Source organism: Litchfieldia salsa, assembly GCF_900104555.1.
Classification (GTDB): domain Bacteria; phylum Bacillota; class Bacilli; order Bacillales; family Bacillaceae_L; genus Litchfieldia; species Litchfieldia salsa.
This window is the reverse complement of record NZ_FNJU01000006.1, coordinates 138,989-165,516: the sequence shown is the minus strand read 5'-3', so window position 1 is coordinate 165,516 and position 26,528 is coordinate 138,989. Positions and strand designations below refer to the sequence as shown.

General features: G+C 35.4%; 29 protein-coding genes and 1 pseudogene. 6 read left to right on the top strand and 24 right to left on the bottom strand.

What is annotated here, in order from left to right; genetic code table 11:
* Positions 1–43 precede the first annotated feature (43 nt).
* From BLQ56_RS13590 to BLQ56_RS13560, 9 genes and pseudogenes are all read right to left on the bottom strand, one after another.
* The gene (locus BLQ56_RS13590) at positions 44–1,000 is read right to left on the bottom strand and encodes an L-lactate dehydrogenase (protein WP_090855206.1); all 957 of its coding nucleotides are present in this window, start codon (positions 998–1,000) and stop codon (positions 44–46) included.
* A gap of 21 nt (positions 1,001–1,021) precedes the next feature.
* Entirely contained in the window at positions 1,022–1,801 is a 780-nt protein-coding gene (locus BLQ56_RS13585; protein WP_090855203.1) for a DUF92 domain-containing protein, read from the bottom strand.
* 4 nt (positions 1,802–1,805) lie between these two features.
* On the bottom strand, positions 1,806–2,393 hold the full coding sequence (locus BLQ56_RS13580) for a 5-formyltetrahydrofolate cyclo-ligase (protein ID WP_386756448.1): 588 nt from the start codon (positions 2,391–2,393) through the stop codon (positions 1,806–1,808).
* 223 nt (positions 2,394–2,616) lie between these two features.
* Positions 2,617–2,751 (bottom strand): hypothetical protein, encoded by a 135-nt coding sequence (locus tag BLQ56_RS24080; protein WP_274380233.1) that lies wholly within the window; start codon positions 2,749–2,751, stop codon positions 2,617–2,619.
* Positions 2,738–2,911 carry a hypothetical protein gene (locus tag BLQ56_RS23555; RefSeq protein WP_175490300.1) on the bottom strand — a complete coding sequence of 58 codons (174 nt, stop codon included), beginning with the start codon at positions 2,909–2,911 and terminating at the stop codon, positions 2,738–2,740. Before BLQ56_RS23555 ends, BLQ56_RS24080 begins: the two co-directional genes overlap by 14 nt.
* 129 nt (positions 2,912–3,040) lie before the next feature.
* Entirely contained in the window at positions 3,041–3,190 is a 150-nt protein-coding gene (gene rpmG / locus BLQ56_RS13575; protein ID WP_090855200.1) for a 50S ribosomal protein L33, read from the bottom strand.
* A gap of 176 nt (positions 3,191–3,366) precedes the next feature.
* A pseudogene (locus BLQ56_RS13570) lies at positions 3,367–4,062 on the bottom strand (nucleotidyltransferase family protein); the annotation flags it as partial.
* A gap of 4 nt (positions 4,063–4,066) precedes the next feature.
* Positions 4,067–6,844, bottom strand: a complete 2,778-nt coding sequence (locus BLQ56_RS13565) for a 1,4-alpha-glucan branching protein domain-containing protein (protein WP_238457267.1) — start codon at positions 6,842–6,844, stop codon at positions 4,067–4,069.
* A 42-nt stretch (positions 6,845–6,886) separates the two neighbouring features.
* The gene (locus tag BLQ56_RS13560; protein ID WP_090855191.1) at positions 6,887–7,453 is read right to left on the bottom strand and encodes a DUF4912 domain-containing protein; all 567 of its coding nucleotides are present in this window, start codon (positions 7,451–7,453) and stop codon (positions 6,887–6,889) included.
* Positions 7,454–7,610: 157 nt separating this feature from the next.
* Between BLQ56_RS13560 and BLQ56_RS23550 the strand changes: the two genes are divergently transcribed.
* Positions 7,611–7,991 (top strand): hypothetical protein, encoded by a 381-nt coding sequence (locus BLQ56_RS23550; protein ID WP_175490299.1) that lies wholly within the window; start codon positions 7,611–7,613, stop codon positions 7,989–7,991.
* Positions 7,984–8,451 (top strand): MltG/YceG/YrrL family protein, encoded by a 468-nt coding sequence (locus tag BLQ56_RS13550; protein ID WP_090855188.1) that lies wholly within the window; start codon positions 7,984–7,986, stop codon positions 8,449–8,451. Before BLQ56_RS23550 ends, BLQ56_RS13550 begins: the two co-directional genes overlap by 8 nt.
* A gap of 34 nt (positions 8,452–8,485) precedes the next feature.
* Here BLQ56_RS13550 and phoU read toward each other — a convergent pair whose 3' ends face one another.
* From phoU to BLQ56_RS13495, 11 genes are all read right to left on the bottom strand, one after another.
* Positions 8,486–9,145, bottom strand: coding sequence for a phosphate signaling complex protein PhoU (phoU, locus tag BLQ56_RS13545; RefSeq protein WP_090855185.1), 660 nt, complete (start codon positions 9,143–9,145; stop codon positions 8,486–8,488).
* Between the two features lie 37 nt (positions 9,146–9,182).
* Entirely contained in the window at positions 9,183–10,007 is an 825-nt protein-coding gene (pstB, locus tag BLQ56_RS13540) for a phosphate ABC transporter ATP-binding protein PstB (protein ID WP_090855461.1), read from the bottom strand.
* A 32-nt stretch (positions 10,008–10,039) separates the two neighbouring features.
* The gene (gene pstA / locus BLQ56_RS13535) at positions 10,040–10,924 is read right to left on the bottom strand and encodes a phosphate ABC transporter permease PstA (protein WP_090855181.1); all 885 of its coding nucleotides are present in this window, start codon (positions 10,922–10,924) and stop codon (positions 10,040–10,042) included.
* A 1-nt stretch (position 10,925) separates the two neighbouring features.
* Positions 10,926–11,858 carry a phosphate ABC transporter permease subunit PstC gene (gene pstC / locus BLQ56_RS13530; RefSeq protein ID WP_090855178.1) on the bottom strand — a complete coding sequence of 311 codons (933 nt, stop codon included), beginning with the start codon at positions 11,856–11,858 and terminating at the stop codon, positions 10,926–10,928.
* A 104-nt stretch (positions 11,859–11,962) separates the two neighbouring features.
* Positions 11,963–12,910, bottom strand: a complete 948-nt coding sequence (locus BLQ56_RS13525; protein ID WP_090855175.1) for a PstS family phosphate ABC transporter substrate-binding protein — start codon at positions 12,908–12,910, stop codon at positions 11,963–11,965.
* 237 nt (positions 12,911–13,147) lie between these two features.
* Positions 13,148–14,161, bottom strand: coding sequence for a PstS family phosphate ABC transporter substrate-binding protein (locus BLQ56_RS13520; RefSeq protein ID WP_090855172.1), 1,014 nt, complete (start codon positions 14,159–14,161; stop codon positions 13,148–13,150).
* A 194-nt stretch (positions 14,162–14,355) separates the two neighbouring features.
* Positions 14,356–16,500: a peptidoglycan D,D-transpeptidase FtsI family protein gene (locus tag BLQ56_RS13515; RefSeq protein ID WP_090855169.1), complete on the bottom strand. Its 2,145-nt coding sequence runs from the start codon at positions 16,498–16,500 to the stop codon at positions 14,356–14,358.
* A 140-nt stretch (positions 16,501–16,640) separates the two neighbouring features.
* The gene (locus BLQ56_RS13510) at positions 16,641–17,930 is read right to left on the bottom strand and encodes an MFS transporter (RefSeq protein WP_090855166.1); all 1,290 of its coding nucleotides are present in this window, start codon (positions 17,928–17,930) and stop codon (positions 16,641–16,643) included.
* Positions 17,931–18,141: 211 nt separating this feature from the next.
* Positions 18,142–18,747 (bottom strand): superoxide dismutase, encoded by a 606-nt coding sequence (locus BLQ56_RS13505; RefSeq protein WP_090855163.1) that lies wholly within the window; start codon positions 18,745–18,747, stop codon positions 18,142–18,144.
* 177 nt (positions 18,748–18,924) lie between these two features.
* Positions 18,925–19,407: a DUF456 domain-containing protein gene (locus tag BLQ56_RS13500; RefSeq protein ID WP_090855160.1), complete on the bottom strand. Its 483-nt coding sequence runs from the start codon at positions 19,405–19,407 to the stop codon at positions 18,925–18,927.
* An 87-nt stretch (positions 19,408–19,494) separates the two neighbouring features.
* Positions 19,495–21,105, bottom strand: a complete 1,611-nt coding sequence (locus BLQ56_RS13495; RefSeq protein WP_175490308.1) for a Na/Pi cotransporter family protein — start codon at positions 21,103–21,105, stop codon at positions 19,495–19,497.
* 217 nt (positions 21,106–21,322) lie between these two features.
* Between BLQ56_RS13495 and BLQ56_RS13490 the strand changes: the two genes are divergently transcribed.
* The 3 genes from BLQ56_RS13490 (at position 21,323) to ispG (ending at position 23,811) form a co-directional block, all read left to right on the top strand.
* A complete protein-coding gene (locus tag BLQ56_RS13490) occupies positions 21,323–22,093 on the top strand; it encodes a DUF1189 domain-containing protein (protein WP_090855155.1) in 771 nt (256 codons plus the stop codon).
* A gap of 116 nt (positions 22,094–22,209) precedes the next feature.
* The gene (locus BLQ56_RS13485) at positions 22,210–22,542 is read left to right on the top strand and encodes a LysM peptidoglycan-binding domain-containing protein (protein WP_090855153.1); all 333 of its coding nucleotides are present in this window, start codon (positions 22,210–22,212) and stop codon (positions 22,540–22,542) included.
* Between the two features lie 138 nt (positions 22,543–22,680).
* Positions 22,681–23,811, top strand: coding sequence for a flavodoxin-dependent (E)-4-hydroxy-3-methylbut-2-enyl-diphosphate synthase (gene ispG, locus BLQ56_RS13480; protein ID WP_090855150.1), 1,131 nt, complete (start codon positions 22,681–22,683; stop codon positions 23,809–23,811).
* Positions 23,812–23,839: 28 nt separating this feature from the next.
* On the opposite strand, the gene BLQ56_RS13475 is transcribed toward ispG, so the two are convergent.
* A complete protein-coding gene (locus tag BLQ56_RS13475) occupies positions 23,840–24,061 on the bottom strand; it encodes a hypothetical protein (RefSeq protein WP_090855148.1) in 222 nt (73 codons plus the stop codon).
* A gap of 72 nt (positions 24,062–24,133) precedes the next feature.
* Positions 24,134–24,511 (bottom strand): DUF4190 domain-containing protein, encoded by a 378-nt coding sequence (locus BLQ56_RS13470; protein ID WP_090855145.1) that lies wholly within the window; start codon positions 24,509–24,511, stop codon positions 24,134–24,136.
* 150 nt (positions 24,512–24,661) lie between these two features.
* Here BLQ56_RS13470 and BLQ56_RS13465 point away from each other — a divergent pair, with 150 nt between their 5' ends.
* On the top strand, positions 24,662–25,234 hold the full coding sequence (locus BLQ56_RS13465; protein ID WP_175490298.1) for a hypothetical protein: 573 nt from the start codon (positions 24,662–24,664) through the stop codon (positions 25,232–25,234).
* Between the two features lie 44 nt (positions 25,235–25,278).
* On the opposite strand, the gene zur is transcribed toward BLQ56_RS13465, so the two are convergent.
* Together zur and BLQ56_RS13455 are read right to left on the bottom strand one after the other, a co-directional pair.
* Positions 25,279–25,689 (bottom strand): zinc uptake transcriptional repressor Zur, encoded by a 411-nt coding sequence (gene zur / locus BLQ56_RS13460; protein WP_090855140.1) that lies wholly within the window; start codon positions 25,687–25,689, stop codon positions 25,279–25,281.
* Positions 25,686–26,528: a metal ABC transporter permease gene (locus tag BLQ56_RS13455; protein ID WP_090855137.1), complete on the bottom strand. Its 843-nt coding sequence runs from the start codon at positions 26,526–26,528 to the stop codon at positions 25,686–25,688. The genes zur and BLQ56_RS13455 overlap by 4 nt, the downstream gene beginning before the upstream one ends.

The following is a 26,528-nucleotide window of genomic DNA, read 5'->3' as shown; positions in this document are numbered from 1 at the left end:
GAAGTTTCAGCATAGTAACCTGCAAACTTCTCCCTTTCGCTCTTTATTCTTCCTTTTTAAAAATAGGATTTAATGTCTCTTTTAAAACTTTGACTGAATGAGCAAACTTGACTCGTTCTGACTCATTTAAATCCTGTTGAATAACCTCTCTAATACCCGATCTATTCACAATGGCAGGAACTCCGATATAAACATCTTTGGTTCCATATTCTCCTCCAAGATAAGCTGAAACGGTTAATACTGAATTCTCATTTTGAAGAATAGCTTTAGTCAAACGGACAAGTCCCATTGCAATTCCATAGTATGTCGCACCTTTACGTTCAATGATATGATATGCTGCATCACGAACATTAACAAAAATTGATTCAAGGTCCTCAATATGATATTGTTCACTATTCTTAACAATATCCAAAATCGGTCTTCCACCTATATCTGCATGACTCCATACTGGCAATTCTGTATCACCATGTTCACCAATAATATAAGCATGCACATTTCTTGCATCAACCTTGAAATAGTCACCTAATAGAAAACGGAACCTTGCCGTATCCAGTATCGTTCCAGATCCAATGACTCTTTCTTTTGGCAAGCCAGAAAACTTCCAAGTTGCATAAGCTAAAATATCTACTGGGTTTGTTGCAACAATGAAAATCCCATCAAATCCACTCGCCATTACTTGATCAACGATTCCTTTAAAGATCTTTGCATTCTTTTCAACAAGATCTAGTCTTGTTTCACCAGGTTTTTGATTAGCTCCAGCTGTCAGAACAACTATGTCTGCATCCTTACAATCACTATAATCCCCAAACCAGATTCTAGTAGCCTGTGGTGCAAAGGGTAAACCATGATTTAGATCCATGGCATCTCCTTCAGATTTTTCCTTATTCAAATCAATTAAAACTAATTCTTCTGTTACACCTTGATTAATTAATGCAAAGGCATAACTTGACCCAACGAAACCAGTTCCTACTAAGACTACTCTATTTACATCATTTGCCACAAATAACACACACCTTTCAAATTATCCAATATAGAATAGGATTCCTCCAATTATCGAAGCTAATAAAATTGAGAGAAAATTGATGAAATCATTGTTACAGAATCTTATCCCTTTATGATAATCCGTTTTAATCTGACAATGATACGTTTTTTCTGTTTGCATTCCACAAATACTACATATGTAGTTAACTTGAAACAGCGCTCCTAACAAGGTATCAAATAGGTTACCTAAAAAACCTATACCGATTAAAATAAAGATAAGCGACAGTGACAACTCTTCCCATAGAATAAGTGAAACAAGAGAAATAACCATCGAGCCCAATAATGCTGCAATCGTACCTAATAAGGACACAGCTCCAGAAGTCCCTGCCTTAACTCTTCGTAAACTAGATACCAATATTGGTTGTTTCTTGCTAAGGGAACCAATTTCTGAGGCCCAAGTGTCGGCATTGGCAGCACATATAGCAGAGATAAATACGATAAGATATACATCTCCACCGGACCAAGCATAGAGGATACTTGCAATTGCTGGTACGCTTCCATTAGCGAGCACCTGAACATAATCCCGTTGATCGCCTTTTTGAACCATTTGTTGGAGAGAACTTTTTTGTTCACGTTTATATTTACTCCAAAGACTTGATGTAAGAAAGAATACACCGAGTAACCCAAGACCCTTATATCCGAAACCAAGGGCAACTGCACTCCCTATTCCAACCGTTGCTACTGCACCAGTAAAAGTGAGGGATTTTACACGGTAACCTCCGTACGCGACAATAAAGATAACAATTATCTGAATAACCATAAGTCTAGCCTTTGCATGATAGTACCTGTTTATTAGTAATAAGCTTTTGAACAGGTATATCAAAGTGTTCAATAGGAAGTTCCTCTATTAATGATAGTTCAAAGGCAAGAGAGGTTGTCTTTCCTTTATAATTCATTAAATAACGGTCATAATATCCCCCACCTTGTCCTAAACGATACCCGCTCTTTGTAAAAGCTAATCCTGGAACAAATAACAGGTCTATCTCATCGTGTGGTATGGGAGTTGTTCGTTCAATAATAGGTTCTCTCAAGGAAAAATATACGATTTCTAGTTGATTATAATCGGTAATTTTTCTAAAATTCATCTCTTTTGTAGTATGCTCGCATTTTGGCGTACAAACCGTTTTTCCTTCTGACCAAGCCTTTTCAATCAATCCTAGAGTGTCTACCTCCAGATCCCCTGAAATGGTAATGCCAATCGTATTCGCTATTTTCCAATCATTTGTAAGGGTAACATTTCTTGCAATCTCTGATGACCATTTTTCATATGTTTCGCGATTAATACTTTTAAGTTGTTCTCTCATCTTTTTTCGTAACTCTTGTTTTGTAACGATTTCAAGTCCCCCTTCCACAATCTCTTTATTATAAAAGGCTGTTTTCGTAAACTTTGTTGATATTTACCAAGGGTGTTGATTTACACTCCAGGTGTGTGCTTTCCGCGGGGCAGGTGATGAGCCTCCTCGTGCCTGCGGGGTCTCATCCTTCCTGCAAATCCCGCAGGAGTCACACACCTTCCGTTCCAATCAACGAACTTCACCAAATTAAAGGTTATCTTACTTTAAAAGCAATTATCTTTTAGAAACCAGCCTTATAAAAAACTACCACTAAAAGGCGAAGTAACAATGCTGAACCTGGTAAACAACCGCAGCCTAAACAACCACTATCAAATGGTAAGCTTAATCTATGTAGTGACTTTTCAGACTTTTTCATTTAACTCCTTCTCTATCTCTTCATTCGTTAAAATCTTCGTTTCTTTATGTTCATCATCTATATTAAGATGATTAATGATTCGTTTAAGTTGATATTTAATCGTTGATAGACAGAAACATACATATAACATAAAACCGACTATGATAATTGTCCAACCCATCACTCTACACCCCTGTATCTGTATCCGTATACATACTAATTCTCTATTTTAATCTAGCATTCCTGCCAGCAACTATCGTTTATAAATATTTTTACACAAAAAAAAACAGCAGGAATTTCTCCCTACTGCTTACTTTGTTTCGCGATGTACAGTTACTTTTTTTAATCTTGGGCTATATTTTTTTAACTCAATACGATCTGGGTTGTTACGTTTATTTTTAGTTGTAATATAATTACGGTCACCAGTTTCAGTACAAGCTAATGTTACATTAACACGCATCTTTATTTCCCTCCAAACATAAAAGCATAAATCAGACTTTACAATCATATCATTTTCTTTTTAGGAATTCCAGTATATTTTTTATTTATCAACAAATTTCTATTAATTTTTTAAATGACACCGGATTTTGTTTATTTTGCAATTTTTGTACTTACATTGAAATTCACCCGATCATTCAACAAATCATATCTAGTTTGTTTATATTGAGGTAATGTGCCTATATCAGACCAATAACCATTTGTTAAATATCCATACACTCTGTCCTCTTGCTCAATTAATAGTGGAAATAAATCCTTGCTAAAATCAAAACACTCACCTTGTGGAATAAGTGAAAAAATGGACGGATTTACAATGTAAATTCCCGTATTAATTAAATCACTAAAAATTTCATGACATTTAGGTTTTTCAAGAAAACGATTGACTCTACCATCACTATTTGTTGTAAGAATCCCATACTCAGATGGGTTTTCTACTTCCTTCATCAGAATAGTTAATGTAGATTTTTTCATATCATGAAAGTTAATCCCATCACTTAAGTTAAAATCAGTTAGGATATCTCCACTGATTACTACAAACGTTTCATCTAGAAAAGCTTCTGCATTTTTTACACTTCCTGCTGTACCAAGCGGCGAAATTTCATCAAAATAGCTTAAATTAACTCCCCAACTACTTCCATCACCAAAATATTGTTTAATGTCTTCAGCTAAGTATCCCGTTGTAACTGCAATTTCAGTAATTCCGTGTTTTTTTAAAAGCTCAATACTATATTCCATCACAGGCGTATGAAGTAGTGGCACCATCGGCTTTGGCATATGATAAGTTAATGGACGCAGCCTAGTACCTTTTCCTCCAGCCATGATAACACCTTTCATGTTATCAGCCCCTTACATGAATTGTATTATATACCTTTTTCTTAAATAATTCACATGTATCATTTGCAATTTTATCCCAGCTGTAGGTTCCTATGGCTGCATTTTTACCCCTTAGTCCAATCTCACCAGCCAGTGAGGGATTTCTTAATAACAGTAACACTTCCTTAGCCATACTCTCCTTTGCCCCAGGCTCCATTTTCAGACCTGTACTACCATGAATAATGATTTCCTTCAAACCACCGGTATCAGATACAATTGTTGGTTTACCTGCTACCATTCCTTCAAGGGCTACGATACCAAATGGCTCATATAGACTTGGAAATAATGTAATATCACACACATTAAAATATCTATTTCGATCTTCGTCACTAATATACCCAACAAAAACGATACTTCGATTCAGTTTTAGACTTTCTACTTTGTCCCGATATTCTTGTAACATCGGACCTTTTCCAGCAATTAGGAATAACACATCTGGATATTCCTCAAGTATAATCGGTGCAGCATCGATAATTGTTTCAAATCCCTTTTCCTGAACAATTCTACCAACTGAAAAGATGATGTGACTATATTGAACCTTATACTCATCCACCATTGATTTACCTTGATTCTTGACAACTAGCATCTCAGGGTCAACACCATTTGGCAACACGTGGACGAGATGTTCCTCTAGCTTAAATAATTCAGTAACCTCTTCAGCCATATAATCACTGCAAACAATCACAGCATCTGAGGCTTTTGTTAACTCTTCCTCCTTTGTATGAATTTTATTTTGAAGATCTGTATAAATCCCATTATTTCTTCCATATTCAGTAGCATGAATCGTCGAAATTAATGGTTTATTAAGCATATCCTTTAACATAGTTGCTGACATGGCGACTAACCAGTCATGAGCATGAATGATATCGAAATCAACTAAGGCCTCTAATTCAATCGCTAATTTCGCAAAGCTGATATTTAACCCGCCAATCCACTCTAAAAAGTCAGTAGCATGAGCGTTCATTCCCTCTACACGATAAACCTCTACACCTTCAATTATTTCATATATTGGATGGTCTTCTACAAAGGTGGTAACGACAGTAACATGATGTCCCGCCTTTACCAGTGCTCTGGATAAATCAAACACATGTCTCGATAAGCCACCGACTATTAAGGGAGGAAACTCCCATGATAGCATGAGAATCTTAAGCCCATTAGATTTTAACTGCTGTGAAGCTATACCTCCAAACTTTTCCCCATTAGAAGATTGGAGGTATGTTAGGTTAGCAGATGATAAAAATGGATATTCAACTCGATATTCATTAAGCATCTCTAAGGTTAGCGTTTTTTCATTCAGATGTTGGAGAATGGAAGTGAATCTATTTAGATGAATCTCTATTCTGTTCATCGCGTATTCTCTACAATTTCCTTGATCAATCATAAAAGCCCAGTCACTACTTGAATATAAAAGCCATTCCCGATACATTTGTTCGAGTGCCAACTTCTCTATCTTAGTACAGGTTTCTAAGCTTTCTACCCAATGAATAATCTCCATTTCCATTCGGTGGGCATGACGATAGAACCATTGATTCTTTTCGTTTAACCAAACATCCCCATATCCATCTCTACCCCAGGTAGAAAACGAAACATGACAGGTTTCCAAGTCTTTCAAATGACGATCGAGAAAATCAGAACCTGTAATAAATTCAATATTGCTTTGATGTGTACTAGCAACCTGATGAAGCCATTCAGGACCTTCAAACCACCAGTGCCCAAATAATTCAGCATCAAACGGTAATACAACTGTATAAGGAGGATACGATTGTTTTCCATGTAGAATCATTGTTTTTTCTAGTCTCTTTAAAAAGTCATCACCATGTTCACTGACTTTTGCTTCTGCCCAATCTCTTCGATAATATTCCTTCTCTTCTTTGCCTGAAATTTTAAAATATTTCAACCCTGTATCTACCCTAATTCCTTCAGGAAGAAATGGTTTAATATATGACTCATCTCGATCAAAGCCTACATCCCGATAAAATTCTCGATAATTTTCATCTCCTGGATAACCTTCTGTTGCACTCCATACTTGATTTGATAGTTCTTGGTTTCTTCCGAATAACACAACACCACTCGGAGAAATTACAGGTGCCCCACTCCCCATCTGAGGCAAGGGCTCTGCTTCTAATAATGCATGATGATCAACAAATGTATACCTTATTCCTGCCTCACTTAGTACCTTATCGACTTCTTGACTATATGCACATTCAGGTAACCAAAAACCTTTTGGTTGTTTTCCAAAATACTTCTCAAACGTGTTCATTCCTTCTCTAATTTGGGCATTTATCCCTTGTTGAGTCATTAAATAAGGTAATATTGCATGGGTTGCCGAAGTGGTGATACATTCTATTTTACCTAGTGCTTCAAATTTAATAAATGCATTGAGTAGTTGATGATTATAGCTAACAAAGGTATCCATGATTGCTTGATACCGCTCCATATAGAAAGTAATTACATTAAGCTCTTCTGACTCTGATGTGTTTAATTGTTCGATCTGAAGGAGAAATTGATTATTATGGATATAGTCTAAGAAGCGTTTTTGTAATAGAGGATCTGAAAGCATTTCCATTAGGGTTGGAGAAAGGGATAAGGTCCATTTTCTTTGATGTGTGTCGTTTTCTAATTTCCAAATAAGTGGGATATATGATTCAGCAATCGCTTCATATAACCATCTTTCTTCAAGTTCATTTCCACTATGGTGCCTGACATATGGTAAATGCGCATGAAGAACAACTGATGTGTACATATAATTCAATATATGATTCCTCCAAATCTAACATGCAAAGAGTTATTTTTTTGTGTACCATGAATAAGTACTAAATGAGTCATGCCATGGATGTTCTTCTAGTTCTTGATTCATCCAGTCCTTCTGAGTAGCATCTTGATTTACATGCTTGCTATAGACATGAGGTGTAGCGACAACATTTGAACGAATCATAGAAAAGAACGATTCATCATTTAAACTAATACCATATTCAGCAACATACTTACAGTTAGTTGATAAGTCTGTAATAAACATATAATCGTTATCATTTGGTATTTCAATCTTTAGAAAACTTTGCATATGAATGTTTGTTTGATTAGTGATATCATACAGTTTGATTGACTTAGGTAGCTGGTGCCATTTAAGTCCATAATGATGTTCAACAAGTTGTTTCGTTGATTCTTGCAAATCCCAGTATGCATAAATGCAAGATTGATTCTTAAGCATTAATCTGAAGCGTTCCTTATGGACCGATTTAGAGTAGCTGTTCATTTGTTTAACTATTTGACCTAACTTGTCTGAAAAATTCTGTAGTTTGACAGCATCATCGGATTTCTCTTTTATTGGGATTTGTGTTGATTCATCTATCAAGCTTTTCACCTCAGTCCTTGTCTTCTCTATCTTATCACCATGTCTGATTTACGACAATGAGTGATTTTTGTCGACTAATTATTTATTTGAGTATAGTAAGCGTCTTTTGTTTATGCTATAAATATGTAGAGTCGTTTACACTAAAAGAGGTGATTTCATGGAACTAGCCATTATAACGTTATTAGGATTGGCTATCGTATTGTTAGTTTTCTCTTTTTTCAAGAGAGATTCAATAAAAGATTTAGAAGAACAGGTAGAGGAATTGTCAATGTCACTTATACAAGAAACATATCAGTTAAAAAAGAAAATAAGTGTACTTGAAGAAGAATTATTGATGGATGAACCTTCCCCATTTAAACACAATTTTCAACAGTCTTCATCTGGTTCTTCCCATTCATCATTAGAGCGGGAAAAAATCTCCTCTCTATTCCAGAGTCAGGAATCCTCAGACCTTATGGATAGTAACCCTCCTCTCAAGATGAGTGACGAAGCGTATTTTCTGGAACAAATCAGAAAACGAGGGGAACAAAATGAGTAGAAATAGTTTAAGAACATTTGCAGCTGGAATCCTACTAGCAACATCAATACTTGCTGGACTCTATTTCTTTCAAGACAAAGAGGAAATTCCACCTGTCGTAACAGATGAAGATGTTAAAGAATACTTAAGCACTCGTGATGACATCGTCCTAATTGAAAAAGAAGAGTACGAAGAACTAGTCCAATTCAAAGAAAAAGCAAATGAAAAACCTGTTGAAGAGGAACAGGTTCAGGAGAGTGTGGAAGAAAAAGTCATCACCAAATACACCTTAGAGATCCAATCTGGAATGAATAGTTTGGAGATTGCCCGCTTATTAGAAAGTGTTGGTATTATTACTGACGCAACTCAGTTAAATAATTATATCCTTGAGCAAAATCTAGCAGGGAAAATCCAAATAGGATCCTATCAACTTACGAGTGATATGACTCCTCAACAAATAGCAGATATTATTACCAAATAAGGAGCTGTCAATAGACAGCTCCTTTTTCTTTTCTTTAAGCATTTAAATCATATTTTTTCCCTTTAACCATGAAAATAATATGCTCAGCAATATTTGTGGTGTGGTCACCTAAACGTTCGATATTGCGACAAATGAACGCTAGTTGCGTAATTTGCTGCAGAGATTCTGGATGAACGGTCATTAATTCTAAAAGCTCTTTGAGCAATTTCCCGTATAATTCATCAACTTGATCGTCAATCATTGCTGTTTCTTTCGCAAGATTAACGTCTTCTTTATTAAAAGCTTCGATTACATCGGTTAGCATTCCAAGTGAAATATTAGCCATCTTTGGTATTTCAACAATTGGCTTTACTAACGGTCCATTTCCAATATGAAGAATCGATTTTGCAATATTAACCGCCAAATCCCCGATTCGTTCAACATCACTTGATATTTTTAATGCAGCGATAATTTTTCTTAGATCTGATGCTACTGGCTGTTGTTGTGCAATTAATTGAATAATTGTGTGATTGATTTTTTCATCAAATTCATTAATTTTAAGATCATTTGCAATGATTTCATTGGCCTTGTTTTCATCTTGGTCGATTAATGCTTGAATGGAGTCTTCAATCGCTTTTTGAGACAGCAATACCATTTCCATTAAGTTAGATTTTAATTGCTTCAGCTCATTATCAAAGCTTGCTCTAATGGACATACCTTTTGTCACCTCTTAGTGGATTTTAATTATTATTTTAACCGAATCTACCTGTAATGTAATCCTCTGTTCTCTTATCCTTTGGATTTGAGAACATTTTATTTGTATCCGCGTATTCGATTACCTCACCACTTAAAAAGAATGCAGTACGGTCAGAAATTCTAGCTGCTTGTTGCATATTATGTGTAACAATAATAATACTATATTCCTTCTTCAGTTCTTGAATTAATTCCTCTACCTTAAGAGTAGAAATCGGATCAAGTGCTGATGTAGGTTCATCCATTAGTATAACATCAGGCTCTATCGCTAAACAACGAGCAATACATAAACGTTGTTGTTGACCTCCAGATAGTCCATAAGCATTTTCTTTCAAACGATCTTTAACTTCATCCCAAATAGCAGCTCCGCGCAAGCTTCTTTCTACAATTTCATCCAAGATTTTTTTATCACGAATTCCATGAATTCTTGGTCCATAAGCTATATTATCATAGATCGATTTTGGAAATGGGTTTGGTTTTTGGAAGACCATTCCAACACTGGTTCTTAAGTCTTCAACTTGGTACGTTTTATCAAAAATATTTCGACCACGGTATAAGATTTCTCCAGAAATTTTTACGATTGGAATTAATTCAACCATACGATTCAATGTTTTAATATATGTTGATTTACCGCAACCTGATGGACCAATAATCGCCGTTACTTCATTTTCATAAATAGGAAGGTTAATGCCTTTTAACGCGATGTCTTCTCCATACCATAGATTTAAGTCTTTTGTATGATAAACAATGTTTTTATTTTCTGGTGTAGGTGCCGAGTTTTTATTATTAATTGACACCTTTACACTCTTTTTTGTATTTTCCATTGTGATTGTCAACTCCTATAACCCCCTATTTTCTAGAACCTTCTTTGGAATTTATTCCTGATAATAATTGCGATTGAATTCATCACGAATAAAACAAATAATAAAATCACGATTGTAGCCGCTGCTAAGTTTGCATACTCTGCAACTAACGCAGCATCTATTGTCCAATAATAAATTTGCATTGGTAATACTGTAAATTTATCAAAAACATTGTCTGGTAACGGAATTAATAAAGCTGGTATTCCAATTACGACAAGTGGAGCTGTCTCACCAATTGCTCGCGAAAGAGCTAAAATCACACCCGTTAGTATTCCTGGTATGGATGCAGGAAGTACGACTTTCTTAATTGTTTGCCACTTAGTTGCACCCATTCCGAATGAGGCTTCTCTTAAATAGTTAGGGACAGAACGTATCGCTTCCTGACTAGCTACGACAACAACTGGTAAAACAAGTAATGACATCGTTAATCCACCAGCTAAAATGATATTCCCTAGGTCCATTGCTCTTACGAACACAGTTAAGCCAAGAATTCCAAAAACAATCGATGGTACGCCAGCTAAATTGGCAATGTTTGTTTGGATAAAGTCTCTTAACCGACCCTTTTTTGCATACTCTTCAAGATATAGCGCTGTTCCGATACCTAATAGCATAGTTACTGGCGCGACAACAATCATCAGCCAAAAGGTTCCAAGAATGGCTCCCATAATCCCTGCCCGCTCTGCATCTGTCGATAATTTATTAGTGATAAAATCAAAATCAATCCAGCCCATACTTTGGCTTATGATTCTATAAATTAATACGATAAGGACAACTAATCCAAATAACGTTGCTAATAGAAATAAGAATTTTGCAAGTTGATTTGTTGATAAACGTGAAGTCATTTTCTTTTGAACTTGAGTTGAATCGATATATTTCATTTTAATATTCCTCCCTGAACTTTCGAGAGATATACTGGGCAATTAAATTCATAATGAGTGTAAATACAAATAGTGTCATCGCTACAGCATATAAGCTGTAGTAAAGTGTTGAACCTGCTGGAGCCTCCCCACCAGTAACTTCTACGATATAAGCAGTCATCGTTTGCATTGACTGGGTAACATCAAAGGTGAAATTCTTTGAACTTCCACTAGCGATTGTAACAATCATCGTTTCACCTATTGCACGTGAGATACCAAGTACGAACGAAGCAACAATTCCAGACATAGCAGCAGGGATAACAACCTTCCATGTCACCTCTAGCTTTGTGGATCCAAGACCTAATGCGCCTTCTCTCATTGCATTTGGTACAGAGCTCATTGCATCCTCAGATAGTGATGCAATCATAGGAATAATCATGATTCCCATCACAATTCCTGGGCTTAAAATATTTGTAGACTCTAAACCTGGAACTATTTTTTGTAATAATGGTGTTACAAAAGTGAAAGCAAAGAAACCATAAACAATCGTAGGTATTCCAGCAAGTACTTCTAAAATAGGCTTTAATGTACGTCTTAATTTTTCAGAAGCATATTCACTTAAAAAAATTGCTGTCATTAATCCAATAGGAATAGCAACAAACATCGCAATCGTTGAAGATATAATAGTACCTGTTAAAAGTGGTAACACACCAAATTGAGCATTATCACCTAATGGCTTTAATACTGTTCCTGTAAAAAATTCAATAAACGAAACATCGTTAAAAAATTCGATTGTCTCTGCTAAAAGAGTAATAATGATTCCAATTGTTGTCAGTATTGAGATTATTGCTATTCCAAGAAGAATTTTCGGCATCATTTTTTCTGATACTCTTGTGAAGTTCATTGTATTCTTATTCTTTTTAATGATCTCTCTTACATTAACGGTCTTTTCCATTAATGGAATACCCCTTTCATCCTCTATGTATAGTGACTGAGGAAAATCTAAATAAATAGTAAGAAGATGAGATTCTTAAGAGTTCTCACCTCCCTACTGATTCTTTATTTTAAGCTCTCTAAATACTCTGCTTGTTCTGCTAATTCAGCTTCTGTTAATGGAGCAAATCCTGTTTCCTCAGCAGCTGTTGCAGCATTGTTAAGGGCATAGATTGCAAAATCCAATACTTGCGGTTGTGCTTTTGCATTGTCTTCGTTTAGATAAGTAAAAACAGGACGAGTAAATGGGGCATATGCTCCATCTTCTTTAATTGTTTCTAATGATGGTTCTACTGGACCATTCCCGAAATCAATATTAACAGCTGTTAACTTATCTTGGTTATTAACATAATATCCAAAACCGAAGAACCCAATTGCATTCTTGTCCTTTGATACTAGGTCAACTAGTGTTGAATAATCTTGTTGTAAATTAATTCCACCTACTAGATCTTGTTCATCAAGAATACTCTCGAAAAAGAATTCGTATGTTCCATGGTTTTCATTTGGTCCATATGTTGTAATAGGTTTATTTGGAAAATCCGGACGAATATCTGACCAGTTCTTCTTGCCAGCACTCGCAAGGAAAATATCAATTACTTCTTGTTGTGTTAATTCAGTAGCCCAATCATTTTCTTTATTAATAACCATAGTAATACCATCTAAAGCTACTTTAAGTTCCTTTACTGATAAACCTAGCTCTTCAGCTGTAGCAATTTCTTCTTCTTTAATATGACGAGAAGCGTTATTAAAATCTGTTCCACCTTCTGCTAGGAATTTCTTGAATCCAGCACTTGTTCCTGCACGGCTTACTTCAACAGATACGTTTTCTTGTTCATTTACCATATAGTCTTCAGCTAATCTTGCCATCAATGGATATACAGTACCTGATCCATCAACAACAACACTTCCTTCTAATTCAGAACCTGTTGCATCTCCATCTGATCCACATGCTGCTGTAAATACAACAACTGCAGACATCACTACTAGTAATAACAGGTTTTTTGCTTTCTTCATTTCTGAGATTCCCCCTAAAGGTGTTTTTCTTAATTTGTCCTACAGAACTAAATATAAACTTAATTTATTAATTAACAATTAACCATTTGTAAAGGTTTTGTAAATTTGTGAAGTAATTTGTATTAGTTTGTTGAAATATGGTTATTTTTACATAATAAAAAGCCTAACACTATATATTCTTAACAAGTGTTAGACTTTTAATTAATATTTTTGGTGCTAGGCACCCTATTTTTTAATTTACTTTAATCCTTCTAAGTATGATACAGATTCTTGTAACTCTGCATCAGTTAGTGGTGCAAATCCAGTTTCAGATGCTATTTCAGCTGCGTTTTTCATTGCATAGATTGCGAAATCTAAAACTTCTGGTTTTGCTTTTGCATTTTCTTCATTTAAGTAAGTGAATACTGGGCGAGTAAATGGTGCATAATCTCCATCTTCTTTGATTGTATCAAGTGAAGGCTCAATAGCACCTTTACCAAAGTCAACCTTTACAGCTTGTAATTTATCTTTATTATTAACATAGTAACCAAATCCGAAGAATGCAATTCCATTCTTATCTTTTGATACTAAATCAACAAGTGTTGAATAGTCCTGTTGAAGATTAATACTTTCTACTAAATCTTGCTCATCAAGAATATTTTCAAAGAAGAATTCATATGTTCCATGGTTTTCGTTAGGGCCATAAGTTTTAATTTCTTCATCAGGGAAATCTGAGCGAACATCTGACCATTTCTTCTTACCAGCACTTGCTAAGAATATATCAATTACTTCTTGTTGTGTTAACTCTGCAGCCCAATCATTTTCAGGATTGATAACAATTGTCAGACCGTCTAAAGCTACCTTTAATTCTTTAACAGTTAATCCAAGTTCTTCAGCTAACGCTTTTTCTTCATCTTTAATTTGTCTAGAAGCATCATTAAAATCAGTTCCGTTTTCTTCTACTAGAAATTTCTTAAATCCTGCACTTGTTCCAGCACGACTTACTTCTACTGACACATTTTCTTGTTCGTTTGTCATATAATTTTCAGCTAGTTTCGCCATTAAAGGATATACAGTACCTGATCCGTCAACTACTACACTTCCTTCTAATTCAGCCTTCGCATCTTCTGTAGTTTCTGTATTTTCAGTTGTCTCTGTACCAGTTTCTTCTTTATCTGTAGTTGTTGTCTCTTCTCCATTTGAGCAAGCGGCTGCGAATAAAACCATAGATAGCATTGCTAAGAATAATAATAGATTTCTTACGTTTTTCATACTGTTTAGTTCCCCCTATTTTTTCGTTTCTTGTTTTGTCCTACAGGTAATAGAATAAGGGCGGAACGTTAACGAGGTTTGAATTAAACGTAAAGGTTTTGTAAACTTTTGTAAAAATATGTATATATTTTCACAAAACATGTCGAGAACTAGCAAAAAAACTCAGTGAACTTTGTCTTCACTGAGTTTCTATATTATTCATTTGTTTGATTTTGTTCTGGAGTCTCAGATACAGGTGTTACGGATCTATTTTTTGTTTTTAATTCGAAATATTTATCCAAGATTTCTGCTCCAATCAAATTGTTAATATCATAGTTACTCTTATTTTGATAAACCCATGGTACAACAACTGAGAATGCGACCTCTGGATTATCATGTGGAGCATAACCAACAAGAGTCAAATTCCATGATTTAGTTGAAAATCCTGTTTCACTATTAAAATAAACTGATTGTGCTGTACCTGTTTTACCTGCTGGGTTATATGATTTATTACCAAATTTCCCAACAGCTGTCCCTCCGGATTCTTGCATGACTTGTCTAAAGCCTTCCTGAACTTGAGAGATATATCGATCATTCATGTCAATTCTATTAAGAATAGTTGGTTCGAAAGGTTTCAATATCGGACCAATTTCATCTTGTTCTAATGTTGGTTGTCTGACTTCTTTTACAATCTTCGGCTGCATTCTATATCCCCCATTAGCAATAGTGGAAACATATTGTGCCATTTGTAAAGGAGTATAGGTATCATATTGCCCAATCGATAAGTCCAATAATTGTCCAGGCTTTACTTCTCCCCCCGTTAAACCTGCTGTTTCTCCAGGTAAATCAATTCCTGTTTTAACTCCCAAGCCAAATTGATTAAAATGTCTACGAATCGTTGTAAAAGCATCTTCACCGATCCGAAGTGGCTGATTGTATCGATAAGTTGCTCCTGCTATCCCCATAGCAACTCTAAACATATACACATTTGATGATCTCCTAAGGGCAGTAAGATCATTTACAGATCCCATATTAGTGTAGGACTTTTTAATAGGCGTATCTTTAATTTTGATTGGCTCATCATATAAATGAGTATAAGGTTGAATCACACCTGTTTGGTAACCAGTTAAGACAGTCGCGCCTTTAACTGCTGATCCCATTTCATAGGCAGTATTCATTGCCCCTAATGCAAAATCTTGAAATTCAACTTTGCCATTCTTCACCACATATTTTTTCCCTGCCATTGTTAATACTTCACCAGTGTTTGGGTCCATCATTACGACAAACGCACGATCCAAATAAGGATGATCAGGTAATCTCTTAGCTGCAGCTAAATGTTTCTCAATGATCTCCTCAACTGCTTGTTGAAGGTCCATATCAATTGTCAGAACTAGATCACCACCGCGTTGGCCATCTGAAATTACATTTGTATCTAAAAGTGTATGGCCCTGAGTAATATTCTCAACAATCGCCTTTTGCCCACTTAGTACCTCTTCATACTGCTCTTCTAAATAGCTTTTGCCCACACGGTCATTTCTGTTGTACCCTCTTGCAAGGTAATAATCAAGCTTTTCAGCTGGCAACCCTTCGTCAGATGTAGTTGTTTTCCCTAGAATGGATCGCAATGTTGAATCATATGTGTATTTGCGTTCCCAATCAACCATTGTGCCAACTCCAGGAAGTTCTTCCAAGTTTTCACTAACTATCGCATATTCCTTCGGAGTTACATCGACATTTTTAACGATTTGTGGTGTTAAGGTATACCCTTTATTCATTTCCCTAAAAATCGCAGCTACTTCTAATTCATCAATATTGTCTATAATTGACTTAATTTCTTCTTCGGTTATTCTCTCAAGCTGAAGTTGGTATTGCTCACTATTTGTAAGATCTTTTATATCTTTATCTGTCAGCTTCTCCTTAGCTTCCTCTGGATTTGATACTAACCAGAAATCCTTAAGATCTCGGTCTGTTAACTTTTCAGTAAATTTTTCGGGTTTCATATCAATCAGATTCGCAAGATCACGTGCAACCTTTAATAATTCCTGTTGTGAAACACCTTGAGCACGTGTATAGGTAATTGCATTTAATGGCTCATTATCGACAATTGTACGGTCATATCGATCATAAATTTTCCCACGAGGAACAGGTGTACTAACGGTTTTATTTTCTGTCCGATCAACTTCCTCTTGGTAGCTTTCACCATTTACAATTTGCACAACACCAAGGCGAAGAATCAGTGCCGAGAATAAAACAAACACTAGGAAAAATAGAATATTCAAACGCAAGGGTACCTGCGTTTTTTTGGTTTTCTTTACATTTTCCTTCTTTGCATTAGGATTATTAAAATTTGTATTTCGCATCTCACCAACTACCTTCAATCATAATTTATACTTTTATCATACCTATTTTTCATACAAAAAGACACCTAGATGAAATAGGTGCCCATCTCTTTCTTATTGTAAAGGAAAATATATATTCTTTCCAGCAGTAAAAAGACCCATTATGCAGTCGATCCACCGTCACCTTCAACCAATTTTGTTTTTGAAATAGACTTTGGATGAACGGCCTCAGTATGATCTTTATCAAATTTAATCTTACGAATGAAAAAGTAAATGACTGCATGTCCTGCACCTACAACTCCTAATAAAATCGGAATGCTTTTCTCTTGATCAAAAAATGTTATTGCACCTATAAAAGCAAGAATGGATACAATTCTCCCGAGATTTAAAAACAACTCTCTTACAACAATATACTCGATTCTCATTTCAGCTGCCTTCCATCCCTTACCGATGACATCATATGTTAGTGATACATAAGGCACAAGTAAAAATGGATATCCAATGGCTATTACAACAGCATAGATAATTAGACGTGTATACGTAACATCGAATAAAATTAAAAAGATTGCTGCATATACTAACAAGCCACCAAGTAGAATTGACTTCTTTCGAAAGTGCTTCTTTATTACTCTAGTTGCGATATAGTACATTAAAAAAGAAACTCCAGAATTAACAAGTCCAAATTTCCCAAGTGCTAACTCACTACCTGTTTCAATAAAAACAAAAACAGTAATGACAAATACAAACGTTCCTTCACGTAATCCTTGGAAAAAGTGAGCATTTGTAACCATTTTCCAATTATAATTATTCTGACGCTCTTTGATAATTCTCCTAAACAGAAAGTTACCTGTCGCCTTTCTTCTTTTTAAGAAGAAACTTAAAATGACAGCACCTGCGAATAATGCTAATGAGATACCAAATATGACAGTATAACCTGTAAACTCCTTCATTGAATGAATAATAAATCCCGCTAATATTGGACCAACCATACCAGCAAAGGAAGATAATATCCCTAAAAACCCATTAAAGAAGTCTCGTGTATCTGGCTCTGTTATTTCAAAGGTTAATACATTAAACGCTAACCAATAAAATCCATAGCCAACTCCTAAAATCCCTCCCAATAAAATTAAAAATTGGGAAGCATTTTCACCAATTACCAAAACCGTAATGAAGAAAATAGCAAGGGATGAAACACCTAGTCTTAAGACTAAAACTCGATCGATCTTCTTGGCCAAACGACCTGCGAGAATAAATGTAATGGGCTGCATAATCACAACAGATAAATTATAAATCCCTAAATCAAGAAATTCTCCAGACTGTTTCCATAAGTAAACATTCACGAAGGTATTAGATAATGCAATACTAAGTGAATATAGTCCTCCAATTACAAGGAGTAATACCAAATCCTTGCTTGTATCGATATTCCCAATTACCTTTTTAAACGAAAACATGAGCAGACTCCCCTTTTTTATCTACTAACTAGTCTGTCAAAAAGGGATTGTAGATATTCAGGTTAAGGGAATTATCATTTACATGTTTTTTACAGTAAAAACTTTTTTATTTTGTGTAATTTGCATTCGCTCGGACCACACTCATTCCATATAACTTAGTTTGAAACAAAAAAACCAGAGGATTGCTCCTCTGGTTTTGATCTATTGGTTATTATTTCGCAGCAGCGAAACGCTTTGAAACTTCATCCCAGTTAACTACATTGAAGAATGCAGCAACATAATCAGGACGACGATTTTGGTAGTTTAAGTAGTAAGCATGCTCCCAAACGTCTACACCAAGAATTGGAGTTTTACCTTCCATTAATGGTGAATCTTGGTTAGGTGTGCTAGTTACTTCTAGTTCGCCGTTGTTCACAGCAAGCCATGCCCAACCAGAACCGAAGCGTGTAGCCGCAGCTTTTGCAAATTCTTCTTTGAATGCTGCGAAGCTTCCAAATTTACTGTTGATTGCATCAGCAAGCTCACCAGTAGGTTCTCCTCCACCGTTTGGCGAAAGAATTGTCCAGAACAAGCTGTGGTTAGCGTGTCCACCAGCATTGTTACGTACAGCAGTACGTTTTTCTGCAGGAACAGCATCAAGATCTGAAATTAGTTCTTCTACAGATTTGTTAAGAAGCTCGCTTCCTTCTAAAGCCGCATTTACGTTTGAGATATACGTATTGTGATGCTTAGTGTGGTGAATGTTCATTGTCTCTTTGTCAATGTGTGGTTCTAATGCATCGTATGCATAAGGTAATTGTGGTAATTCGTAAGCCATGTTAAATCTCCTCCTCTTAATTATGTACCCGATTAGAACTAATCAAAAACATTCTAAACATAAATGTTTAATAAGTCCGTCAAAAATAGATTACCAAATTTGCCAATAAGTTTCAATTATTAAGCATCAACATCTTTAAAATAACCAATGACACAGTTCACTATTCTTTATAAGGTATTAAAGAACGACAATAAAAAAATAAACAATCATGATTGTTTGGATAATCCCCTTTGCCAGTGTTCCACTAAGAAAACCAATTAGAGAACCAACCCCTATCTTCACAGCTGTGCGAAGTGTTTTTTTATGTACAATAAGTTCAGCAATAATCGCACCAAGGAAAGGACCAATCAATATACCTATTCCAGGAATTAAAAAGGGTCCTACTAACAACCCAATTGTGCTTCCCCATATAGCTGCACTACTTCCACCAAACTTCTTAACACCAAATAGGTTTGCCAGGTAATCTGCAAGCATTAATAAAACAAAGAATAAGCCTTGAATAACCCAAAATATCCATGAATAATGTTCAAACCCATAAATAAACCCATAAACGATAAATCCTCCTACCAAGAAAAGAACACCAGGAATGATAGGAAATATTAGTCCAACAAAAGAAATAATGAAAAGAACGATAATAATACTCCAATATAAGATGTCCATCTATTCTATTCCTCCTATTATAAGGATAAAAAAATACAAGGGCTAGAATCCCCTTGTATTTATTATATCGTTATGATGAAGTACTTATCAATTACTCTCGCCCAAAACAGCCTCTGCAATATTCACTGCATGGTCGCCAACACGTTCAAGATTACTAATGATATCTACAAACACGATACCAGATGCACCAGTGCATTCACCTTCGTTAATACGCAAAATGTGTTTTTTACGTAATGTGCGTTCCATTGTATCAATTTGGTCTTCCTTAGTAACTACCTCACGTGCTGCATCTTTATCATTATTCTCTAGGGCTAGAATTGCCTGTTTAACTGTCGAAATCGTCAATTCAAACATTGATTCTAAGTCAGACATTGCACCATCTGTTAACTTTAATTTATTGTTAATCTGATGGTCAACCAATTCAATTACATTTTCAAAATGATCACCAATTCGCTCAATATCACGAACTGTGTCCATCAAAATTGAATGTTCTTCTGATTCAGCGACAGATAATGGAGCTGACGATAAAAGTACAAGGTAATCTGTAATTTTGCGATCAAGATTATTAATTGCATCCTCTAACTGTAAACCCATATCTGCATGTTTTTGTGATCGAGTTTTCAAATAATTATTTGACTCTTCTAAACCAATTGAAGCAAATTGTCCCATTCTAATCACTTCTTCTTTTGCTTGTCCTAATGCAATAGAAGGAGACTGTTCAATAAAATTAGGGTCTAAATGCTTTGCTTTATATTCTATAGCCGAATCGTCACCAGGGATTAACTTCGTCACAATATATGCTAAAACTCCGATAAACGGCAATTGAACAATTGTATTCGTTGTATTAAAAATCCCGTGTGCAAAAGCGATTGTCATTTCTTCGTTCAAACTTAGGCCACTTTTAATTGATTCAACTAGTCCAGTAAATGGTTGTAGTAATAATAAGAAAATGGCTGTACCTATTAAGTTGAAAATAACATGTGTTAATGCAGCTCTTCTAGCAGCCACAGTAGCTCCAATTGATGCTAATACAGCAGTAATAGTTGTTCCGATATTATCACCGAATAAAACAGGAAGTGCAGCATCTAAAGTAACTAGTCCTTGTCCAAATAATTCCTGTAAAATTCCAATTGTTGCACTAGAACTTTGTACAATAACTGTAAATACCGTACCAATGACTACTCCAAGTATTGGGTTTGTACTCATACTAACCGTTAAATCATGAAATGCTTCTAAACCACGGAGAGGTTTCATTCCATCTCCCATCATTTCTAAACCTAAGAATAATGCACCAAATCCAAAGACCATTTGTCCAAGGTTGTGAACTCTTTTATTCTTAAAGAAAAACAGTAAAACAGCACCAACAGCAATAATAGGTAATGCATAGTCGCTTATTTTAATACCAATAATAAATGCAGTAACAGTTGTACCAATATTTGCACCCATAATGACACCAATGGCTTGTTTTAAATTCATAAACCCTGCACTGACTAACCCAACAGTGATAACAGTTGTTCCACTACTTGTTTGAAGCAATATGGTAACAAAAATACCTGCTAATACACCCATTAACGGGTTTGTTGTAAAGCGGTCAAGAATGTCTCTAAGCTTATCACCAGCCGACTTTTGCAAACCATCACCCATGTATTTTATCCCGAATAGGAAAATACCGAGTCCACCAACAAACTCAAATATCATCTTCTGAACATCAAGTTCCACGATCTTTTCAACCCCTAAAATATGTATTTCGTTTCGACAATATCCTACAAACCCTTTAAAATATAACCTAGTGTAAATTTATTGTAAAGGTTTTTAGAATAAATATTTTTTACGTTTTTTTACCAGTTAGATATCTTGTTTATTTGTTGCTATATCGATAAAATAAAAATGAACTATTCTAAGGATGTGTATATGAATGTCAATTTTTAAACAGCTTATAAAAAGTCTTTACTCACCAAAAGATATCGTCATGTACCGATTTCAAGGTATCGGAAAAACAATATTATTTGTCTTTTTATTATCATTGTTATCATTGCTCCCCTCAGCTATCTCATTAAGTACTGATTTCACAGCTGGAGTTCGATCATTAGAAAATGCTATGAATGATGAACAAGTGCCGTCTTTTGAAATAAGTGATGGTAACCTTACTATGTCTAGTTCAGAACCCTATATTTCTGATCAAGGAAATTTTGTGATTATCATAGATAATACAAACACAATTTCCCCAATGGATGTGAGTCAATACGGCAATGCCCTAGCATTTTTAGCAAATGAAGTTATATTGTCATCACAGTACCAAGCTGAAAGCATTGAGTACTCATTGCTTGAAGGGATTTCACTAACTAGTGAAGATATTTCTTCTTATATAAACACTTTACAATCTTCAATGCCTATTATTGTGACGATTATGATTATAATTATGTACATCTTCACTAGTGCGATAAAATTCATAGAGGTTTCTGTTGCTGGATTAATCGGATTAGCTTTAAGAAATATTCTACGATTAAATTTAAAGTATCAGCATACTTGGATTATCGCGGCATATAGTTTGACCATCCCAACGGTGTTCTTTATGATTATGGATGCATTACATATATTCGTCCCCTACTCTGGCACTTTAAATTGGCTTGTAGTCACGCTTATTATGTATTTGGCAATGAAAGAAATTCCAAGAAAAAACAAATAACAACAAGGCTGTCCTCGTATATCAATATAAGAGACAGCCTTTTTTTGTTTCAAGTCATACTTCTATAGGACAAGCATATCTTGTAATATAAAGATAGTGGTTTTGGAGGCGATAATATGAAGAGAATGGCTGGTTTTGCAATCCTTTTTTTTATCCTATATGTAATTTACTATGACATGAATATTGGAACACTCTCCATAGTTAAAGGAGAAGTGAAGCCTGTCAATGCTGTTGAAGTAACTACCCAGGAAGATAAATCATCAGCCCCTTTTCAAGCTGTAGAAATAAAACCAGGAGATACTTTACTCTCAATTAGTGAAGACTTAAATCAAAATCATAAGAAAATATCAATCATGACCATAATTAAAGATTTTGAGAAATTGAACCCAGACGTTCAAGCGAATTCTTTAAAGATAGGTCAGGTTTATAAAATACCTTTGTATGAATAAAAAGCTTTCGTTCTTGTCAATATGATAGCTTCACTGTTACAATATGTCAGGAGAACCTATAGTTTTTAGTTCATCTTACACAATTTTTGTAATAATGGGTATTTCTTGCCCCTAGTTATTATAGAAGGAGCGATATTCGTGAGTGAAATCATTCATCGTACGAAGACCCGTCCAATTAAAGTGGGCAATCTCACAATTGGCGGTAATAATGAGGTAGTTATACAGAGTATGACTACAACTAAGACCCATGATGTAGAAGCAACTGTTGCTGAGATAAAACGTCTTGAGGAAGCAGGATGCCAGGTTGTGCGTGTCGCTTGCCCTGATGAAAGAGCAGCAAATGCCATCCCGGAAATCAAAAAACAAATTAACATCCCGTTAGTAGTGGATATTCATTTCGATTATAAATTAGCCTTAAAAGCAATTGAAGGTGGCGCTGACAAGATTAGAATTAATCCCGGTAATATTGGTAGAAGAGAAAAAGTGGAAGCCGTCGTTAATGCGGCTAAAGCAAAAGGGATTCCGATACGAATCGGTGTTAATGCTGGATCATTAGAAAAACGAATTATTGAAAAATATGGTTATCCAACAGCTGATGGTATGGTTGAAAGTGCCTTACATCATATTAAGATTCTTGAGGATTTAGATTTTCACGATATTATCGTATCAATGAAGGCATCTGACGTTAATTTAGCAATCGAAGCCTACGAAAAAGCAGCTAAAGCATTCGATTATCCATTACATCTTGGAATTACTGAATCTGGAACCCTTTTTGCAGGAACGGTTAAAAGTGCAGCTGGGCTTGGCGCTATTCTTCATAAAGGAATCGGCAATACATTACGAATTTCATTAAGTGCTGATCCAGTTGAAGAAGTAAAAGTGGCTAGAGAATTACTGAAATCCTTTGGGTTATCCTCTAATGCTGCAACACTCATTTCATGCCCAACTTGTGGACGCATAGAAATTGACCTTATAAGTATCGCTAATGACGTTGAAGAGTACATATCAAAGATTAAAGCGCCAATAAAGGTAGCTGTTCTTGGTTGTGCTGTAAACGGACCTGGTGAAGCTAGGGAAGCTGATATTGGTATTGCAGGAGCACGTGGAGAGGGTTTACTCTTCCGACATGGTGAAATTGTTCGTAAAGTACCTGAAAAGACAATGGTGGAAGAGTTAAAAAAAGAAATTGACAAAATTGCTGAAGAATATTTCGCAAAAAAAGCATTAGAAGAAAAAGAAGCTGCAGCAACTTCTACTCCTAATACTTAATTTATAAGAACTGTCCACTGGACAGTTCTTATTTACTTTTCTCATTTATTTTTATAGCTGGAGTATTATTATACAAATAAGTAGGTGCCATGTTTTCTGCTGCTTTTTCACTTCCATCATAAAATTCTTCATTCAACTTTCGATTTGTTTGTTCAACGTCATTTGAAAGCGTATGAACGGTAGTATCTTCCAATTCTTTATTTAGCTTTATATTAGCTTCATTCGTTGCTGTGTCAGAGTAGTTTTCCACTTTTATCTCTCCTATCGCAAAAGAGAGCAGAGTAACTCTGCTCCCCTTTTATCATAAATTCTTTCCTATTTTCTAGAAAAATGGGAGAATAAAGATGCCTAAGACGATTGAAACGACACCTAAACCTATTGCCCATGCTCCAGTACCAGTTGCACCTCTTCTACGTGCAATGAAGCCGATAATAATACCTGCAGCTCCCATTAACACTGGCATTACAAAAAGTGATATTATTGACAGCGCTAAAGCTAGCCAACCTAATCCTGTTCCACCCATAACACCTGAATTATCTCCAGTGTTAGTTTCTCGTGCCTCTCGTACGGGTGTGAATGGTGGTGCGACCTCTGCAGCTGTCTCTTCGGTATAGTCCGAAAAGGTATTAGCTCCTAGATTCGGGTCAACAGCATGATTTTCGTCATAGTCAGTTCCTACACGTTTGTTGTCTTCTGCCATGAAAGAATCCCTCGCTTTCCCTTATTGGTTGGAAGCATTTATTATTATGGACTTCATGAAGAAAATTATAATTGTTAATGTTTTCTTCAATAGGCAACCCATCAATTCCATGGTAAACTTGTAGTTATCTGTTTTAAGGAGGATTACATAATGGCTAAAAAATTCGGAATTGACATTGATGGAACACTAACATCTCCAAGCACCTTCGTCCCTTATATCAATGAATCCTTCAATATGAATATTACGATTGATGATATGAAGGAATATAATCTACTCCCATTACTTGGAATTAATGAAAAGCAGTTCTGGGAGTGGATGGACAAAAAGGAGCCAATTATTTACAAGGACTCCCCCCTTGCATCACACGCAAAAATGGTTATTGACGAATGGAAAGAACTGCATGATTTAATTTATATAAGTGCCCGAAGAAATCATCTATTTGATATTACCGAAAGCTGGTTTAAAGAAAATTCAATTTCCTATCAACACATTGAACTTATTGGTTCACATGATAAAATTTCTGCAGTTCAAAAGCATGGAATTGATTTATTTTTTGAGGACAAACATGATAATGCCTGTGATATAAGTGAAGAATGTAAAATCCCAGTTATTTTATTTAATACACCTTATAATCAAGATCCTATTCCAAAAAACGTGATAAGAGTTAATAACTGGTTAGAAGCGAAACAATGGGTATCAAACTGGACAAAAATTAAAGTTTAACAACACAAAAAAAGCGGTCCAATTAAGGATCGCTCTTTTTAAAACTAATGACATTGAGGACATGTACCATAAATTTCGAACTTGTGACCTGAAATATTGTATCCTTTTAAGTTTTCAGAAAGTCCATCCATAGGACATAGTTCGATTTCCTTGGTTTTGCCACAATCCATACAAATGAAATGATGATGATGATGATTGGTACCACAAGTGAATCGAAAATGCTTTTCACCTGAAAGCTCTGTAGTTTCCAAAATTCCTAGCTCAACAAACATAGATAAGTTTCTGTAAATCGTATCAAAGCTTAAACCAGGATAATCGTCCTTCATTGAATCAAGAACATCCTTGGCAGTTAAATACTTATCAAAGTTCGAAAAGATTTCAAGCATTTCTTCCCTTTTACCCGTATGCTTAAAGCCCTTTTCTTTCATTAATTCTAAAGCTTGCGTAACATTCATTGTGATCGTCCTCTCCACAACTTTTTCCACATGATTGCACCGATTAAAATCACAACGGCTAAAACAACGATGGTTCCACCTGGTGCCAAATCTAAATAATAAGATACTATTAATCCTATGATAACTGAAATTTCACCAAAAATCACGGATAAAAATATCGTTTGCTTGAATCCCTTTGCAACTCTCATTGCCGCTGCTACTGGTAAGGTCATAAGTGAAGATACTAACATAATTCCCACAATTCTCATTGATGCAGCAATAACAAGTGCCACAGTAATAATAAAGATAAAATGAAGCCACTTTGCACGAATACCAGTTACTACAGCATGCTCCTCATCAAATGAAAGTAAGAATAACTCCTTATAAAGTAAAAATACAACGGAAAGAACAAGAATAGTAATCCCTAAAACGGTCCAAAGATCATTTCGACTAACAGCACTTACACTTCCAAACAAATAAGTAAATAAATCCGTATTAAAACCTTCAGCTAATGAGATAAATATTACACCTATCCCAATACCTCCTGAAAGAATAATTGGAATAGCTAATTCCTGGTAATGTTTGTAAACAATCCTAAGACGCTCAATAAAGAGTGATCCGACTACTGAGAACGTCATTCCCATATATAGTGGATTTACCCCTTGAAATAATCCGAGTTTTTTTTCAAGAAATAAACTAGCGGCGATTCCCGCTAGCGTGACATGACTTAATGCATCTGCTATTAACGATAGTCTTCTAACAACAATAAAGACACCTAATAAAGGTGCAATCAATCCAATTAGGATCCCTGTTAAAAACGCATTCTGAAGAAATTCGTATTGAAATAATCCAGTAATCAT